This is a genomic window from Fluviispira sanaruensis, from assembly GCF_004295685.1.
GTDB classification, from domain to species: domain Bacteria; phylum Bdellovibrionota_B; class Oligoflexia; order Silvanigrellales; family Silvanigrellaceae; genus Silvanigrella; species Silvanigrella sanaruensis.
Map to the genome: position 1 here is coordinate 733,462 of NZ_AP019368.1, position 15,707 is coordinate 749,168.

Genomic DNA, 15,707 nt, shown 5'->3' on the forward strand with positions numbered 1-15,707 from the left:
CAATTTAAATTAAAATATTTTTTGAATTTTTTCTAAATAAAATATTTAGATAACTGTATGCAAAAAATGATTCATTTATTATGACTTAAAGGGGCGGGTGTGTGGCCTTCTTATTTAAGAATGATCAGCAGCCTGTCTAAGAATGTGAAGCACAAATTGGACTGTTCAATTGCAAAAAGGGTTCAAATAAGATTATAGTAACTTCCTTGGATCCTCAGAGAAGAGCTTTTTTCATAAGACATTCAGGTCATCTGGCGCTTCTGAGAGAGTAGAACAAGTTCATCGATTTATAAAAGAGAGTGAGGCCTATGATTGGTTTCTACTTATTGAAATCTGCAAGAGCATTTAAAGCTGAGAGAGAGACTCATCACATGCTTTGATTTCTTAGTAACAGAACAGAAAGTTTGGCATTATAATTGCATAATAGTAATGTGTTATTATTAAAAAATATATAAATTATAGATAATAACCCAAGTTTCCAGAAAATAATTTATAAAAACAAAAAAAATTTTTCTCCTCCAACGACTTAACAAGCAATTCGTTCTTCCGCAAAGGAATCCACGGGTTTTTTATTGATTCGGTCTATTCTCATTCTTGCTTTTAGTTTATTGGCGATTAAATAACTTGTATTATGCATAATTATATAAAGACTTTTTTCAAAATTTTCAGCTTTAATTCTTTCAATCTTAGACCCAATCGTTATAGATTGTACATTCTTTTGGTGTAATTCATTCGGTGATAAATGTAAGGAGATAATTAATGCAAATGGCAGACAGATGGAAAGATCTGCTGCTACCTTACCCGTACACGAAAGCTTACCAAAAGATAATTTTTGCTTTAAATTTCTAAATAGCTCTTCGATCAACCAGCGTTTTCTTCCAAGTTCATATAGAAATGCGCCACTCATTTTCAGATCATTAGTTACATAAATTGAAAAATGACAGGAATCAGTTAACTTATTGTAAACTGCAATTGTTTTTAATATTGATTTTCTTCCCTTAATGTATACAAAGCTTTCTTGTATGCACTTTGTTATCCTTGATCTTTTTTGATGCTCTGTTTTTAAAAGTTTGACACTGTATCTCGTTTTATTTTTAAAATGAGATTTCCAAGTTTTCCAAGGCACTTTAGATGATTTGCAATGCCTAACCTTTCGATTATTTTTTGTATGAATGCAAAAAGGAACTTTCATGTCATCTAAATTCTGCATTAAAAATATCGAGTCAAACCAAGAATCTAATGCGACAGGAAGAATTGGATATCCTTCGTCAAAAATATCTTTTAAAAGTTTGATTTTTAACTCATGTCCAGATTGAACAACTCTACCATCAATTTTTTCACAGATAAAATAGTGCAAAGGTAATGCATAATCTTTTCTTTTATTTACAAGTGATAGTACAAATATTTTTTGGTCCGTATATACATTATTATTGCTTTTACCCCAATTACCAATACCAAACACATTTTTCCCTGACTTTATATTTGAAGTATCATCGATTGCATAAAAAAATCTTCATCATTTATTTTATTTTTTAATTTATTCAAAACACCCGAACGCAATCTTCTCATAAATCGATTTGCAGTAAATTCATGTAAATTACTTTGAATGGACGAAACGGATTGACTCCATCCCAATTCTCTTGCGGCAGATGATAAACTCTTCATTCCAAACAAATGCAAGCATAAAAGAGCACAAATGCAATTATAATTGCTTGGAGTTTCAAAAAATACATCCTTATAGCGGTCTGCTACTTTACGAATTTCATTTGGTAGTGTAATACTTATCATAGGTGACTCTTGGTTAGATTTTTTTTGCAACTAAACCTTTATCTTGAGTCACTCAATTTGTCGATGTTTTAAGCCTGCGGAACGCAACTCTCTTTAAATTTCTATACGTATTTATGAATTTTTTTGTATTCTGCTGTTAACTTGTCTGGAAACTTGGGATAATTATATTGTTATTTAATTTTTATAGGAAATATAAAAATGATAAATCAAAATTAGTTACAATTCATATTATCGCATGGTGCTTCTGGAATGTTTATCCAAACAAAAATTCCTAATAATATCTTCTTAATCCTATATACTCAAAAAGGGAGTTTATTAAAAGGTGACGTTATTCCAGATATTTTGCACTATCATCAAGAGCAATCATATAAAACATTAAGTGAAAGAATGAAACATTTTGATTTCATGAAAATAAATAGCAAGACATTTATTCCTGAAGTTTATACACCGGGCATGAAAGTAAATAATATGTACCTAGGTAATTTAAGTAAAGATGAAATAATATTATATAATAAATCATTAACTGAAAAATATGATATTATTCCACCATTGTTAAATTGCGGACAGTGGAATTCACTGAGCTCATTATTAAAAGATGTTCACTCTTCTATACCATTAGATAATCAGAATAATTTAAATATAGAAATTCATTTAATGGCTTGCCGAGGTTATCTTTCCTCTGCAATTAGCAGGAAGTTAGGTTTTAATAAGAAAATTAATTTTCCAAAAGTAAACATTGAATATTCTATTTACAATAATATTATGACAGACAGTTATACTAAATTAATTGAAACTAAAGCGATCGAATTATATAAAATTTCAAATAAATTAAGTAATAAAATATCGGCAAGTAGAAACATCGGAATATTGGTGCAAGGATTTTTATTGAGTTTATCGATTCTACAAAAATTTTTTAAAAGCAAAAGACATTTTTATTTGAACATACCTGAAAATCAAATTGAATTCTTTGGAATAATAATAGATTATGTTAAATACGCGGACTTAATTGAAGACAGTTTCAATGAATTAAATCTAACAAATAATGAAACATTTCTTGAGTTACTTAAATTAGTTGTTCATATTCGTTCAATTTGTTTAGTATATTTGGCTGATTTTGGTTATGATAGAAATAAAGATTTGATGGTTAGATTGTAATTAATATTTATTATTCAGCATTTATAGTGTCTGCTAAGAATTGTGAAAATATTGAGAGGGTTAAAGAAATAGGTTGGCCGCTGTCTATTTTATGATCGATTATCTAGCCAGGGCGTGAGATGCTCCCGCAGTGGCAAATGGCTTTTGAAATAATTTTGATCCAGTGCTATGGAAATTAAGTGCGTTAATATTTTGATCGTATTGAACTTAAGTTGAGGTAAACAGTGAAAATTATAAAAAAAATTATAATATTAGTGAGTTTCTTTGTTCCATTTTCTATCTATGCAATAGAAAATGAGGAAACTTTAAAGATCAAACCAGAATCAGTGAAAATGAATAAAAATATTCTTATTATTGTAGCTATGCAAAGTGAAGCAGATCCGATTATTTCTAAATTAAAATTGAGAGATATGGGTAAAATGAGTCATTTGTTAAGAAGTAATTATTATTTTGGAATGATAAAGAATTATAATATATATTTAGCAGTTAATGGTAAAAAAGAGAACGTCGATTATGTAGGTGCTGAGGCAACTGTTATCAGTTCAGTTCTTGGGATAGAAAAATTCAATCCTGATATTTTAATTAATATTGGTACTTCTGGGGCTCTCTCATCTAAAAAATTAATGATTGGCGATATTTTAAACATTTCAGAGAGCTTCTATCTCGATCGCAATATTCCAATTCCTGAGTATAAAATATATTCTGAAGGTCACTTTAAAGCCAATTTATTCACTAAATCAAAGAGGGAGTATAAAGTGTGCTCTTCGCTCTCTTTTGTTACAAAGAAGAGTATAAATAGCAAAATGAAGAATTTAGGATGTGATTTGTTTGATATGGAAGCGGCTTCATTTTCTTTTGTTGCTACAGAGTCAAATCGTAAATTTTATATTATTAAAGGTGTAACTGATTACGTTGATAAAGAATTTAATTATACTCAATTTAAAACAAATTTTAATATGGTTACACATAAACTTGCGGATTATTTACACGACAAGTTATTGAATACAAATGATTTTTAAATTTATTTTGAAGTAAGTCTCATCATTGCGCCAACATTTTCTTTCTCTTTACGATTATCTGAAAATCTGCAGCTTTAAAATTGTATTAAAATGGGTATCTCTATCAATTCAAGATTTTCTTGTTTAAAAGCTTAAATAAATAACGGCACCGGTAAATGTCTCGATGTATCTAATCATAGTACCGCCGACGGTGCAAATATTCAAATATTGGAATGCACTGGTGCGCTTAACCAGATATGATATTAAATACTTTCATTCCTTGAGTTATTTAATAAAAAAATGAGTTTTATTTAATTTCATTATTTTTTAATGCTTGAAATGGTTTTCTAAACTCAGTATTAATTTTTACTTTTTCTTAGTGAGCTGACGAAGTATATCGACAATTCGGCTTTTTGCCAGAGGAAAACTGTCTTGCTCTAAGGAATTGATTTCTTGTTGAGTGAACTTGCCTAAGACCCAATTTGCGGTGGCGCTTTTGTGTTCTGGCTTGCCAATACCAATTTTAACCCGATAGAATTTGTCTTCGCTAGTTTTGGCAAGTATATCTCGTATTCCATTGTGTCCACCGTGTCCACCGCCTAAGCGGGTTTTGACTGCGCCGTGTGCCTGGTCGAGGTCATCAAAAACAACAATCAGTTCTTGTTCAGATAGCTTAAAAAAACTGAGCACTTGTTGAACGCTGTCGCCGGATAGATTCATATAACTTTGCGGTTTAACTAGAAAAACATCATAACCTTCCCATTTCGCTCGAGCTGTTTGTGCACCAAAACGATTTTGGGATAAAAAAACACCGGCTTCAGAAGCTATCTTATCGATGAGCATGAAGCCGATGTTATGGCGTGTGTTTTCATATTGATTGCCAGGATTACCTAGGCCGACAATAACAAACACAGGCTATTAAATCTTAACAAGAGATGCAAGGGCAACATTTTTGCCTTTACCTGTACGAACGACAACACCTTCAGCGAGCTTAAGGTCATGAAGTTGGACAGACTGATCTGCTTTTAAACCGCTTACATCTACTTCGATTGAACGAGGAAGGTTAGCAAGTTTAGTCTTGATTTCGAGATAACGCGTGCGGATGTTAAATGCGCCTTCTTTTTCTTGCTCGCGAGTTAGGCCAACAAAATTAAGAGGTACATGTGTACGAACAACATCATTTTCTTGAACTTCTTGGAAGTCAAAATGAAGGGGTTTGTCAGTGAGAGGGTGTACTTGAACTTCGCGCATAAGAACAGATTTTTCTTCTCCATTGAGAACAAGTTTCACAACGCTGGAGCGTGTGTGTTCTTTTGGAAGGTTAGAAGAAGAAATAGCAATTTGCACTGCAGTTCCTTTTCTATAAAGAACACCAGGTACAAGCCCACTTTGGCGGTGCTTGCGAACGGCGCTTTTGCTAGCAGATTCACGCACTTGTGCGTGAATTACAATGTTTTCTAAAGTCATAAGGAAAACTCCAATAAATTTCATCACCATAGAGGTATGGTGATGGGTTTGCATATATCAAAAAGGACTTTCAAGCAAGAGAAGCTTTTCAAAAGTGCAAAAAAAGTAGAATTACAGCTTTAACAGTCTTTTGTTGAGAAAACAAGCCTTGATTCAGCTGGTATTGCTTTAATTTTCTGTATAAAGTGATACCAAACAACAAGTCCTTTTTACATTGGGAAGATGGCAATTATTGTTTTGAAAATTTGATTTTTGTGTGGTTATGAGTTTATAACTTCACATCAACCTGTTTTAGGTTAGTAACGTTCACTGTAGGGGTCTTTTATGAATTTCTCTAAGGTAGTTTTAGTTTCTTCTGTCCTCGTGGCTGCGTTTTCTCTTGCAAGTTGCTCAAGTACCAAGAAGTCTGAGAGCCCAAGCAAGCCTTCTGAATCTAACTCGCAAGCGGCGACTCCTGTTGAGACGCACAATCCAGATTCTGCAAATTTAAAAACAATCTATTTTGATTTTAATAAATATGATATTCGTGCAGATCAAAAAGAAACAGCTAATAAAATGGCTGAAACATTAAAGGCGAATTCAAACTTGAGTGTTCGTATTGAAGGCCACACAGATGATCGTGGATCAGCTGAATACAACATGGCATTGGGTCAAAAACGTGCAAAATCGTTAGAAAATTACTTAAAAGCGAATGGTGTTACAAATTCCATCGAAACCATAAGCTATGGTAAAGAGCGTCCTGCAGCTCATGGTGATAATGAAGCCGCTTGGTCTAAAAACCGTCGTGATGAAGTAGTCAATGTAAAGTGATTGCTAAGCACCTTTCAATAAAAAAGCCTTTATGAATTAAAGGCTTTTTTATTTTTAAGGTTAAAAGCGTGGATTATTTTTCACGTTTTCTTCGAGAGATTCTACTATATCCTTTAGATTGAGCTTATTACCAACAAGTAGGGTCTGGATACCAAGGGTGTGAGCGGGGAGATCATAATAAGGATCATTCCCAATCATCACCGTGTTATCTGGTGAGGCTCCAATTTTTTTTAATGTTTCATCAAAAAAGTTGGCATTGGGTTTTGTTGTTTTCATAACATCCCATGAAGTTACAAGATCAAAATCATGTAAAAATAAATCACTTGCTTTTAAGCGCAGTTCTATTTCTTTTCGACCAAAAACAGCATTTGTTGCTAAAGTAATATGTCTATTACTCGCATGGAGTAAGTCAACCAGTCTTCGCGCATAGGGGTCAGAGTGGAGAAAAAGACAAATAAAAGGATAGTCAGAGTCAAAGAATTTTGACATAAATCGTTCAATTTTTTTTCTATTTGTATTTAGTTCTGAAGCCAAAGTTTCAAAAAATGCTTCTTCATTTGTAGAAAAAGAATGTGGTGAGAGGAGAATTTTTTTTGTTTTTTGAGCAGCTTTTATTAACTGTGTAAGAGAACCGAAGCTTCTCATTCTAAATAAAACTCCCATAGCAAATAAATTATGGAAAAGTGCACCTGGTTGGTCAATTAAAGTTCCATCCATATCAAGAAGTACATGGGTTTTTCCTATCCACCAATCACCAGATATGGTTATTTTACTGCGTATTCTTTTTATTTCTGAACTTTTTATTGGTGATTTTGAGTTTCCTTGTTTATTTTTCATTCCTATGGGATTCCTGCAAATAAATACATTCGAGAAAAAAAACTTAATTGAAGCTTCAACAAATAAAATATATTCATTTTAAAATGAATTTGTCAATTTTTTAGCAAGCTAAACCGACAGGACTTGTAGAGTTTTTAGAACCTACAGTGTAAAATATCTCTTCAATCATTTTTTGTTCAAAAGTATTTGTTGGATAAATTTGAAAAAGATGTGAAATTGTTTCTTTTGTGGTGTTATCAAGTTGGCCAGCTCGCTCTAGGCCTTTCACTAAAAAGTATAGACTTTGAACCGAAGCATTTGAGCTGATATTATTTTGCATTTTTTCAATTCCAGCATTGAATTGCCCTTGTGCAACGAGAATATATCCATGTAAGACTTTCGTATCCATAGGGACTTTATGAATATTATCATATGAATCAATTGCTGCTTCTAAAAGACTTTGCGCTCTTTTTAAATCAGAGCCTTTCATCGTAATACTTAATGCTTCAAGTTCAAATAATTTAGGCTTTGTCACTTTATTAAAGAGAGCACGATTATTTTTGGATATATTTAGCCACTCATCAACAAGAGGCCAATCTCCAGAAAAGCTATATATTTGCGCAATACAAGTAGAAAGAGTACCAAAATGGAACTCCTTAGGTCCATTTTTTTGGCGCAATAAGAGTAAAATTTGTTGCACAGCAGTTCTTGCATTGTAGCCCGCACCCGCTTTAGCAAGAAAATATAATAATTGTTCATTTATATTTTCACTCATAAGCATTGCACATTTTCCGAGAACCCAAGCATATTCTGAAAATCCACTGCGCAGGCAATCATTACCATGCGAAATTAACTTTTCAATTATTTCATTTTTATGTAACGATGTCGTTTCAAGATTTAAAAGTGCTTCTTCAAATTCTTTAATTATATTTTCTTTTTCTTTAAGAAACTCGTTTCCATCTATATTCAAGTTTGCTCTTAAATATAGAACTAAATAAGAATGATTCCATGGATCATTTTCCAAAGATTTAAGAATCTCATGATGTGTTTTTTCAAATCCGCCTTCAGAATAAAAAGCAGCCGCAATACTCCAGTGCATTTCGTTGGATTGCTGTTCCGTTATTGTAGCCAAACTCAAAGCTTCTTGAGCAACTTCGCGAGCTGTGTTATAATCATGCGATTTTAATAGAAAGAAAATATATCTTAAAGTGCCATCAGTGTTGAAATAATCTAAAGAAAACATATTCTGAAAATGTTTTTTTGCATTATAATAATTGCCAATCTTTGAGTTTATTTCACCTAAATAGTAATTGACTTCAGGGTCAAAATTATAAAGCGAGTAGAGTTCTTCCAAGGTTGGAAATACGACCGGACTATTTGAGTCAATCGTAATCAACTCTCTAATTTTATTTTTCTTCTGCATATATTCAGAAATATCAACTTTTTCAGTTTTTAAACCACATAAAAGCATACAAAATCTAACTTCAGCGCACCCATGGGTGTTTTTATAAGCGACTTTGAGACATTCAAGCAAACCATCTGATGGATTTGTGCTGACACAATGAGAAGCTGTTTGGATAATAAGATCTTGTGGAGTATCGAGTGAAATTAAAATTGCAAAGTAACAAATGCGTGCAACAGATTTTAAACCATATTCTTCGCAAAGTTGCGCAATAAATGAAATTTGGTTCATATCTCGAGGAGATTTCTTGCAAGCAATAACTAAATTTTCAACTTCACTACGGCATGCTTCTGCGGCAGCTTGATTTTTTGCTAATTTGTATGCTTGCATTGCTCCAAGTAAACAAAGAATTTCCACTTCTATTGGCACTTCACCGTACTGTTTTTGCAACCAATCTGCTAGAGTTTTTAAGGCTCCAATTGCATTTTTATGATCTCCTGAGTTAATAAATTCATTGTATAAAGAAGTGTGTGTTTCGAAATGCCCATGCACTAAATATTTATCAAGTGATTCAAATATTTCAGAATAATCAGGGGAATTTTCTGGGATAACACCAAGTTGCTGGAGCTCAGTTAGTGTTGCTAATATTGATGTGGATTTTGAGTTGAGTTTGAAAGCTTGATCCCACTTTTCAATAGCCTCGCTCAACTTTCCGTTGCATTCAAGTGCACAACCAGCAAGGTACCAAGCGGCATAATTCTCTGGGTATTTTGATTGCAAATTGAGAGTTTTTTCAAGCAAAAATTCTTTGCTTTCAGGGTTGGCTGTCGCAGGTTTTTCTTTTTTAACCTCAGCATCAAGATAAAGAGAGTCAAATTTCGGACTTTCTTCCGCAATATAATCATCTGGAATATCTAGAGTCCGATTGATCCTCAGTTTTTTATTTGACAACATATTCACTAAAGGCATTCTTTGCGGAGAAATGTGCTCAATATTTCGCGTTGCTTCAAATGCATGCTTGATAGGTGTGTGCATTTTGTCTTTTTTACTATCAATTTGATTTAAAAGTCGGATCTTTGCTAAAATATGGGCAAACTCAATTGCTTTAGATAAAGGGAAATCTTTACAGAGTTTTTTAAACTCATGTATAAGTTCTGGAAGAGTGTCTCTTTTAGAAGAAACCTCAACACGTCTGAAAAGAATTTCATAGTCCTCGGGGTATTTACGAGTCAGTTGTTTTAATATGGCTTCGGCTCTTTCAAAATCTTGGACAAAAATATACTTATTAGCGTCGTTCAAAAAGTTTTCAGTCGTTTTTTTGAGTTTATAAGAGCGTGGTTTTAAAGAGAAATTGATACTAAAGACAATGTTTTGTCTCTGTTTTAAACCTTTGATATTTATACTCTTGGTTCTTAACGGCATAATTTCTCCAGCAAGAGTTTGACTCTTTCAGGACAAATCGGAGTTTCTGGGTGCAAGCTGTAGCTTATTTTAATTGTTTGCTGTTTGGCGCAAGAGTTGCAGATCTTATGTTATAAGGCGCTCATAACGCAGCCTTTCTTGGAGTGATCAAAAATGCAGAAGATTCTCGGGCTTGATATTGGATCCTATTCAATTAAGGCAGTTATTATATGGAATGATTATAAAAACTACATTGTCCACCAGTTTTTTGAGCAACTGGTTGAAATAAAAGAAGGATTGGACGAAAGGACAGCTCAGTCACAAGCAATTGCTGAGCTTTTAGCAAAAAATAAACCCGTATACGATGTCATGTATGCGGCATTAGATTCTCGCTTCGCTTCCATCCGCAGAGTCGATTTTGATAATATTAAAAAAAGAGACATCCCTAGTTTTTTAGAAAATGAATTGGAAAGTTCGAGTCCATTTGCCATAGAAGATTCCATATTAGATTATCAACTGATTGATTATACAAAATCTCATTCATCTTTATTAGCCGTTTTGTGTAAAAAGGAGAGTATTCGAGATCTGATTGAGAATTTTGAACGAGAGCATCTACGGACAAAAGTTGTAGATGTTGATAATTTAACTTATCTAAATATGATTTCATTTTTGCAAGTGCAATATGACCCAATTAGTCAAGATAAAAATCAATCTGAGACATATAAAGAGGAAGAGTTTTTAAATTCAAAAAACTCTTGCAGTTTGATTATAAATATCGGACATAGTAAAACAACCTTGACTTATTTGAACAATAAAAAAATTCTATTTACTCGCATAATAAATATGGCTGGATTATATTTTACAGAGGTGATTAAGAAAGAATTCAACTTAAAATATGAAGAAGCTGACGCATTAAAATGCTATGTGAGCAGCATAGATAGTTCTACTATAGAAGAGAATAGTAAATCTAAAATTGTTTCGTTAATATTAGCAAATGCTGTGAGTGAACTTGCTGGTGAAATTTCTCGAACGATACAAACGTTTCAAGAAAAGAATAAAGAAAAAATTCGATGCATATATTTAACAGGTGGTTCCAGTGTTATCAAAGGTATTTCTCATCAATATGAAGAATATCTTAAAATACCTGTGAGAGAAATCATACTAAAGAAAGAGAATTTTAGTTATAATACAGATAGTACCAACTTAGGATCTTTTGTATCTGTAGAGCCAAGTCTCAATAATATTTCTCAATCTTTAGCAATCGCCATGCGTGGCTTGCCAATCAATGGGGCTATATCTAAAATAAATTTGCGCAAAGGTGAGTTTGCGCAAATTAGCAATTATGATAAATTGATAAAGCAAATTGTTTTATATTCATCTGCAGCATTAGTTGTTATATTCTGTTTATTATTGAGCTATTTTATAAGATCAATTACGTATGGAAATCAAATAAGCAATTTAAAAACTCAATTTAGAAAAGACGTCATTTCAATGTTTTCAGGTGAGCCCTACCCTCTCCGTCTCATTTCAAGTAGGAAAGATTGGAATTTTGATAAATATGGCTCAGAGGCTCTTTTATTATTAAATCAAAGTTTAAAAAATAAAAAACGACTTGTGGATACTTTAGCGGAAACTGAGCCTCCATTTGTTTTAAAAATTCTCAATCAAATTTCAGAAGCCGTCCCCAAACCACTTTATTTTGAAGTCACTCAATTTAAAATTAATGATTCTGCTGTTTATATTGAAGCAGAAACGTCAAGCTCAGCAAATGTAAAGAAAATAATTGAATTAGTTTCTGCACTTAAAATTTTTGAACAAGTAACAAAAAACAAAGAAGAAAGTAAAATCGGCAGTGCGAATAAATTAATTCATTTTTCTTTCACAGCAATTTTTAAAAATGATGAGGCGTAAAAATGTCCCAATATTCAGAAGAAATATCAAGAATTTTATCGAATGCAAAAGTTTTTGTTTTTGGGGAAAATAATTCTCGCTTAGAATACGCAATCGAGTATTTTTATAAACTTAATCATGAACGTAGAATTATAATAATAATTTCAGCTATAGTATCAGCTATTCTGTTTCTTTTGTTTATGCTGATTTTCTATTTTTTAGGGATGTATTTTTTGCAAAATAATTTAAATAAAGCATATTCCAATACTTTAGCATTAAATAATTTAAAGCCATCCTATATGGCAGTTCAAGATAAGTTTTTAGTGCTTATCAATAATTTAAAAAATGACAATGCAAATATTTCTTTGGCAAATATCTTAGAAACGACAGCTATTGAAAAAGGAGTTCAAACTTCTGGATTTCCTGATAAACCAATTACTTCACAATTACCAAGCCAAAGTCCTTTCGCAGAACAATTTAAAAAAGTGTCCATCGATTTTAAAATATCAAATGTTAGCTTGAAAAAATTGATGGAATATATAAATGCGATTGAGGATCTGCCAAATAAATTTGTTGTCTCAAAATTAGATGTGCAATCTTTGACAGATGCAAAATTATATTTTGATGTATCAATTACTGTTGATGGTGTGATCCCATCTGTAAAGCAAGAGTTATAAATGAAAAAAAACAAGTTAATTAAAATTATTGCTTTAGGTGTTCTATTCTTTTTGGTTTTGATTTATAAAACCTTTCCCTATGATCTCATCAAAGATAATATAAATAAAGGAATAAATAAAGCTATTCAAAAAGAACACATTCCATTAATAGTTAATATTGGCAGTTTAAAACCTTATTGGATAACCGGGATTGAACTTAACAATATAGAAATTAAAAATGCATTAGACAATGCTTCTCCGCTCCTTTTAGATGAAGTGATTATTAAATTTTCACTATTACCTCTTCTTATTGGGCATGTTTCAACTGACATTATTATCTATCAGGTGGGTGGGACCGCTTATACTAGCGCTAGTGTTTCACTGATTGACGCTTTTTCAGGGATTTTGACCTTAAAAAGTATTGATATTTTTTTAACACGTTTCCCTTTAGGTGAAATTTTTTCTCAGTTTTTAGGGGTCATTCGTTCAAGTAATAAAGCTGAATATGCTGTGCTCACTCCTGTGATATCTAAAACAACTTTAGGTGGGAATTTAAATGGAAAAATAAAATATCGTGAGAAGTATGGGAAAATAAATCTAACTTTGGAAAAAGCATTTTTAAATATAAGCAATGAAACGTTGAATATTCCAAAACAGGATTTTAGCAAAGCTGCGTTTAATTTAAAGTGGGATGGTAAGCGATATGCAATCGATAATAATACTGAATTGCAGGCACAAAATGTATCTATAAAAGCGGGAGGGTTTTGGGAGACATCAAAAAATCCTTCGGATCCTACTCATATTAATTTAGAATTTAAAATCAATATGTCGGGAGTGATTGAAAAAGATTTTGGTTTTTTAATTCCTCAGTTCTTAAATTGCTCACCCACTTCACTGATCAATGGCAAGATGAATATTTCACTTGTAGGCGATGCTCATAACTTCGCATGTCATTAATTAAAATTATTTAGATTATAAAACTTTAAATTCAGTTTTATTTGTAATAATTTCTTTTAATAAAGAATAGTTTTTGTTTTTTTCTTCTATAGTTTTTCTAAATAATTTTAGAATGGAAATATCATTATTATTTGAAAGAGAGGCATTGAGCAGACCTATTTTAGAATCAGAAACTATGACAGAGTTTATGATTCTATTTTTTGGAAATATAAAAATATTTTGAAATGTTAATGCAATATTTTTTGAGAAATTAATAGTATTTCCAGTCTCACAATTACGTATTTTAAAAGGTAATAAACCTGTTATTCTTATAGTATCTTCTTGTATATAATCAAAATGAATTGATAAACAACCGCTATCATCATTGGAGAATGAGTTTTTATAATTTTCTTCAGAAACAGCTTTAATAAAAATAAAAGCCCATCCTGCTACAAGAGCTCCTTGGTGAGCATATGATTCAATAAAATTTATAGCATTTTGATTTGTAATTTTTTCATTTTTTAGATCTAATAAGAATTTTTCATAAATTAAATCGGACTTTTGACGATATCTTTCATAATTAAATTGTTTCTTATTTATAAACACAGACATTCTTGTTAAATCATTTGCCACCTGTTCTTTATCAGCTTTGGAGAGAGTTCTTAATAAAAAACTAATAGAATGAGGAGTTAGTGTAAACATATCATTTTTATGGCTAAATATATAGCCAGAATGAATTTCTAATGGATTTCTTTTGTATTGTATTAAGAATTTATCAAGGTTTTCAAAGTATTGTTTACTAATTGATTTATAGTTTGTGTTAGAACCAAAAATACCAAAATTTTTAGAGGATATAAATTCTTTTAACTTCAACGATTTTTTAAAGTCACTGATATAGTTTGAGATTATAGTTATATTGTTTTGAAAATGAACTTCTTCTTTTATCGATTCAAAATATCTTTTAAACTTCATAAATAAGAAAATGCTTTCGAAATTTATTTTGTCTAAGGAATTCATAGATTCTATGTAATAGATGGTTGAAATAGCATATATAGCGCTTCGGGAAATACCCGTTTTAAAAATGGAGCTCTGCATATCTAAAAGATGATAAACATTCTTATTAAAAATTGTTTCTTTAACAATGGGGCCTTTTTTATCGAAAGTATAACTTGATGGTGATGAGAGACTTGATAATAATTCTACTTTAATATTAGTTTCTTCTGTTTTAATATGCATAAAATTTCTCATTTAATATAGCTGATAAGAAAAAAATAACTATACGACTCGGAGATTAATGCGGATACATATAATAATCAAGTTATATTTTAATCAGGTATTTTTGTGTTTTAAAGTATTATTTTGATGGATTTTTTTAAATAAGTTTTCTTAGTTTTTCAGAAAATCCAAATAAACTGAGACTTCCGCCCGAATGGATTAATAAAATGTTGCCAGATAAATTATTGTTTTTTATTATATTTTTAGAGGTATTAAATAATTTTGCGCTATAAATTGGATCGGTAATGATTCCATCCAATTGTGCAGTCATTTTAATAATATTAAAAATATTGTTATTAATGGAGCCAAAAGATTTAGCTGTGCTTGGATAATAAAAATCATAGGGAATTAAAAATTCAATTTTATTCTTTATTTCTATCTCAAAATTATTCTTAAATAAACTAAGTGACTTATTAAATTCCTTTTCGTTTCCAGCGACAAGTATTATGTGGATTTTTTTATTTACATTTAAAAATGACAAGCAAATAATCAGTGCAATTGCACTCAAACCTGTACCTGCATCGATAAAGATATCATTAAAATCGATCAGATTTTCTTTCTCATTGCGTAAAATATCAAGAGCCAGGGAGCAAGCTCCGGGAAAAGCTTCATACATATTCGCCCCTTCTTCAATATATCCGACGTGTATTCCTTTTTTTAATTGATTTTCCTTATAAGTATTTATAACACAATCTTTATTATTAAGTACTTCCTTATCAAGCCAATGAATAGAATTTTTTTCTAGAAACAACGAGGTTAATAAATAGTTTCCTATCAATTGATTTTTATTTTTTGCATCAAAAAAGAGAATTGGCTTTATCCCGCTTTCAATGAGCAATTGAACTGCAGATAAAACATTATTTGAGAAAGCTCCTCCCCAAACAATAACTTCTTGAAAATTTTGATTCTTTAAGAAGGGAATCAGGCTTAAGTATTTGCGAATTTTAGTCCCACTCACCCCAAAGCCGAGTTCGTCTTCTCGCTTTACAAAAATACCGCTTTCTTTATTTTGAATTGATCTGAGTTTGTGAATTCGCGAGGTTTTAGGGTAATTCATCATAGGGAATGAATTTAAATAATTAACTATTATTTCATAATTTTTCATGATATTTT

General features: G+C 31.3%; 15 protein-coding genes. 7 read left to right on the plus strand and 8 right to left on the minus strand.

Going from position 1 to position 15,707, the window contains the following annotated elements:
- Positions 1 to 526 precede the first annotated feature (526 nt).
- Together EZS29_RS03200 and EZS29_RS03205 are read right to left on the minus strand one after the other, a co-directional pair.
- On the minus strand, positions 527 to 1,462 hold the full coding sequence (locus tag EZS29_RS03200; RefSeq protein ID WP_172603750.1) for a transposase: 936 nt from the start codon (positions 1,460 to 1,462) through the stop codon (positions 527 to 529).
- 14 nt (positions 1,463 to 1,476) lie between these two features.
- Positions 1,477 to 1,788 carry a hypothetical protein gene (locus tag EZS29_RS03205; RefSeq protein ID WP_130606467.1) on the minus strand — a complete coding sequence of 104 codons (312 nt, stop codon included), beginning with the start codon at positions 1,786 to 1,788 and terminating at the stop codon, positions 1,477 to 1,479.
- 225 nt (positions 1,789 to 2,013) lie between these two features.
- Between EZS29_RS03205 and EZS29_RS03210 the strand changes: the two genes are divergently transcribed.
- The 3 genes from EZS29_RS03210 (at position 2,014) to EZS29_RS16255 (ending at position 4,202) form a co-directional block, all read left to right on the plus strand.
- Positions 2,014 to 2,943: a putative adhesin gene (locus EZS29_RS03210; RefSeq protein WP_342777860.1), complete on the plus strand. Its 930-nt coding sequence runs from the start codon at positions 2,014 to 2,016 to the stop codon at positions 2,941 to 2,943.
- 224 nt (positions 2,944 to 3,167) lie between these two features.
- Positions 3,168 to 3,962 (plus strand): phosphorylase family protein, encoded by a 795-nt coding sequence (locus EZS29_RS03215; protein ID WP_130606471.1) that lies wholly within the window; start codon positions 3,168 to 3,170, stop codon positions 3,960 to 3,962.
- 135 nt (positions 3,963 to 4,097) lie between these two features.
- Entirely contained in the window at positions 4,098 to 4,202 is a 105-nt protein-coding gene (locus tag EZS29_RS16255; RefSeq protein WP_130612746.1) for an RICIN domain-containing protein, read from the plus strand.
- 105 nt (positions 4,203 to 4,307) lie between these two features.
- Here the strand turns inward: EZS29_RS16255 and pth are convergent, their stop codons facing one another.
- Entirely contained in the window at positions 4,308 to 4,853 is a 546-nt protein-coding gene (pth, locus tag EZS29_RS03225; protein ID WP_130606473.1) for an aminoacyl-tRNA hydrolase, read from the minus strand.
- Positions 4,854 to 4,859: 6 nt separating this feature from the next.
- Positions 4,860 to 5,408: a 50S ribosomal protein L25 gene (locus EZS29_RS03230; protein ID WP_172603751.1), complete on the minus strand. Its 549-nt coding sequence runs from the start codon at positions 5,406 to 5,408 to the stop codon at positions 4,860 to 4,862.
- A gap of 324 nt (positions 5,409 to 5,732) precedes the next feature.
- Between EZS29_RS03230 and pal the strand changes: the two genes are divergently transcribed.
- Positions 5,733 to 6,218: a peptidoglycan-associated lipoprotein Pal gene (pal, locus tag EZS29_RS03235; protein WP_130606477.1), complete on the plus strand. Its 486-nt coding sequence runs from the start codon at positions 5,733 to 5,735 to the stop codon at positions 6,216 to 6,218.
- Positions 6,219 to 6,278: 60 nt separating this feature from the next.
- Here the strand turns inward: pal and EZS29_RS03240 are convergent, their stop codons facing one another.
- Positions 6,279 to 7,055, minus strand: a complete 777-nt coding sequence (locus tag EZS29_RS03240; RefSeq protein ID WP_130606479.1) for an HAD family hydrolase — start codon at positions 7,053 to 7,055, stop codon at positions 6,279 to 6,281.
- A gap of 100 nt (positions 7,056 to 7,155) precedes the next feature.
- A complete protein-coding gene (locus EZS29_RS03245; RefSeq protein ID WP_130606481.1) occupies positions 7,156 to 9,858 on the minus strand; it encodes a tetratricopeptide repeat protein in 2,703 nt (900 codons plus the stop codon).
- Between the two features lie 153 nt (positions 9,859 to 10,011).
- On the opposite strand from EZS29_RS03245, the gene pilM reads away from it, so the two are divergent.
- Genes pilM through EZS29_RS03260 form a run of 3 tightly spaced genes read left to right on the plus strand, consistent with a single transcriptional unit; the run spans position 10,012 to position 13,340 of the window.
- Positions 10,012 to 11,748: a pilus assembly protein PilM gene (pilM, locus tag EZS29_RS03250; protein ID WP_130606483.1), complete on the plus strand. Its 1,737-nt coding sequence runs from the start codon at positions 10,012 to 10,014 to the stop codon at positions 11,746 to 11,748.
- A 2-nt stretch (positions 11,749 to 11,750) separates the two neighbouring features.
- Positions 11,751 to 12,404 (plus strand): hypothetical protein, encoded by a 654-nt coding sequence (locus EZS29_RS03255; protein WP_130606485.1) that lies wholly within the window; start codon positions 11,751 to 11,753, stop codon positions 12,402 to 12,404.
- Positions 12,405 to 13,340, plus strand: a complete 936-nt coding sequence (locus EZS29_RS03260) for a hypothetical protein (RefSeq protein WP_130606487.1) — start codon at positions 12,405 to 12,407, stop codon at positions 13,338 to 13,340.
- Between the two features lie 15 nt (positions 13,341 to 13,355).
- On the opposite strand, the gene EZS29_RS03265 is transcribed toward EZS29_RS03260, so the two are convergent.
- Both EZS29_RS03265 and EZS29_RS03270 read right to left on the minus strand, forming a co-directional pair.
- A complete protein-coding gene (locus tag EZS29_RS03265) occupies positions 13,356 to 14,555 on the minus strand; it encodes a hypothetical protein (RefSeq protein ID WP_130606489.1) in 1,200 nt (399 codons plus the stop codon).
- A 136-nt stretch (positions 14,556 to 14,691) separates the two neighbouring features.
- Complete coding sequence (locus tag EZS29_RS03270) at positions 14,692 to 15,699, minus strand: 1-aminocyclopropane-1-carboxylate deaminase (protein WP_130606491.1); 1,008 nt, start codon at positions 15,697 to 15,699, stop codon at positions 14,692 to 14,694.
- Between the last annotated feature and the right edge of the window lie 8 nt (positions 15,700 to 15,707).

What these genes read in the sequence shown, in the direction of transcription:
- pilM (WP_130606483.1), top strand. Translation starts at nt 10,012, where the DNA reads ATGCAGAAGATTCTCGGGCTTGATATTGGATCCTATTCAATTAAGGCA.
- pal (WP_130606477.1), top strand. Translation starts at nt 5,733, where the DNA reads ATGAATTTCTCTAAGGTAGTTTTAGTTTCTTCTGTCCTCGTGGCTGCG.
- EZS29_RS03245 (WP_130606481.1), bottom strand. Translation starts at nt 9,858, where the DNA reads ATGCCGTTAAGAACCAAGAGTATAAATATCAAAGGTTTAAAACAGAGA.
- EZS29_RS03265 (WP_130606489.1), bottom strand. Translation starts at nt 14,555, where the DNA reads ATGCATATTAAAACAGAAGAAACTAATATTAAAGTAGAATTATTATCA.
- EZS29_RS03230 (WP_172603751.1), bottom strand. Translation starts at nt 5,408, where the DNA reads ATGACTTTAGAAAACATTGTAATTCACGCACAAGTGCGTGAATCTGCT.
- EZS29_RS03270 (WP_130606491.1), bottom strand. Translation starts at nt 15,699, where the DNA reads ATGAAAAATTATGAAATAATAGTTAATTATTTAAATTCATTCCCTATG.
- EZS29_RS03240 (WP_130606479.1), bottom strand. Translation starts at nt 7,055, where the DNA reads ATGAAAAATAAACAAGGAAACTCAAAATCACCAATAAAAAGTTCAGAA.
- EZS29_RS03260 (WP_130606487.1), top strand. Translation starts at nt 12,405, where the DNA reads ATGAAAAAAAACAAGTTAATTAAAATTATTGCTTTAGGTGTTCTATTC.
- EZS29_RS03255 (WP_130606485.1), top strand. Translation starts at nt 11,751, where the DNA reads ATGTCCCAATATTCAGAAGAAATATCAAGAATTTTATCGAATGCAAAA.
- EZS29_RS03205 (WP_130606467.1), bottom strand. Translation starts at nt 1,788, where the DNA reads ATGATAAGTATTACACTACCAAATGAAATTCGTAAAGTAGCAGACCGC.